This window comes from Microvirga arsenatis (genome assembly GCF_009910705.1).
In the GTDB taxonomy this organism is placed as follows: domain Bacteria; phylum Pseudomonadota; class Alphaproteobacteria; order Rhizobiales; family Beijerinckiaceae; genus Microvirga; species Microvirga arsenatis.
In genome coordinates, this window is record NZ_JAAAXJ010000059.1 from 1 (window position 1) to 1,441 (window position 1,441).

Consider the following 1,441-nt stretch of genomic DNA (forward strand, 5'->3'; position numbering starts at 1 on the left):
GGTGCCGTCGCGAGCTGTGTTGAAATTCGGGTGGCGCGATCTCCGGCATGAACATCGTATTGGGTCAGGCGGCGAGGTCAATCGTCTCCTTCGGGGCTGACGCTTGTGTCAGCGTCTTCCAGCCGTCGACCTTGCGCATGGTGATCTGACCGGACGCCAGCAGGGCCCAGAACAGCATGGCGGCGGTGGCCGCCGAGGGCAGCACCGTCTGGGTCTTGATCCGCCGCTTGAACTCCTCGTGCAGCCGCTCGATCGCATTCGTGGTCCGGGCCGACTTCCATTGCGAGGGCGGCAGCTGCGTGAAGGCAAACAGCGCCTCGCCCGCCTCCTCCAGGCTGTCCGCCACCGCCCGATGCCGCAGCCGCCATTTGCGCAGAAAGGCCTGGCGGCGCTCCGCAATCTCCTCGACTGTCGTGGCATAGATCATGTCGGTGTAATCGGCCGTGATCTCGTCGGAGAGCCGCTTGGGCGCATGGGCGAGCAGATTGCGGTGCTTGTGCACCGTGCAGCGCTGCAGGGGAACACCGTTCCACACCGCCGCGAGCGCCTGCTCCAGGCCCGGCGCGCCATCGACGATGACAAAGGCCGGCCGGCGCAGCTGGCGCGCGACCAGATCGTCGAGGACCGCACGCCAGGCGGCCGTGGTCTCGCCGCCCATGTTCCTGACCGCCAGCAAGACCTTCTGCCCGTCCTCACGGATGCCGATCACCACCAAGAGCGAGATCGACGTCGCCTTCTTGTCGAGCCGGACCCGCACCACCGTGCCGTCGAGGATCAGCCGCACGATCGGCTCGTCGGCGAGCGAACGCTGGTTCCAGGCCTGCCAATCGGCCTGCACCTTGCGCCAGACCCGGCTGACTGTGTCCTTGCCCACCGCTCCGCCGAACAGGGCGGCAAGCGCCCGGCGCACCCGCCGGGTGTTGGTGCCTGACAGATAGGCCGAGGCGATCAGCGCATCGGCGGCCTTGGTGCGGCGCTGATAAGCCCGCAGGGTGGCACTCCTCCACTCGGTGGTGCCGCCATCCTGCGTGTGCAGGCGGGCCCGCGGCACGGAAATCTCGGTCGGCCCGAAGGTGCCCGTGAGCGTGCGCGACCGGCAGCCGTTGCGGTAGCCGCGCGTGCCGACGGACGGCTCGCCAGCAGGCGCCCGGCCATAGCGGGGTCGGCCGAGAGCGGCCTCCAGTTCGGCCTGGATGAGGGCTTCGATCCAATCGCGCACCCGCTCGCGCACGCCGGTCTCGATCGGGTCGATCCAGGTGTCGAAAAGTCGGGCGTCGGGTTGGCCGGTCAGATGCGCAGACTGTGACTTGCTGATAGGGTCCGTCATGGCGTGGTCTCCAATGGGACCCTGGCGCTCCAACGCCCGAATCCCGTTTTGTGGGCTTCAACACCCGGAGACTACGCCACCCTCTCAAAAGTCCACCACATCCCAGACGGCACC

The 1,441-nt window shown here is 67.9% G+C and carries 1 protein-coding gene; it reads right to left on the reverse strand.

Features of this window, described 5'->3' with window-relative positions:
* Positions 1-64: 64 nt before the first annotated feature.
* Positions 65-1,327 (reverse strand): IS256 family transposase, encoded by a 1,263-nt coding sequence (locus GR303_RS24195; RefSeq protein WP_246205889.1) that lies wholly within the window; start codon positions 1,325-1,327, stop codon positions 65-67.
* Positions 1,328-1,441 lie beyond the last annotated feature (114 nt).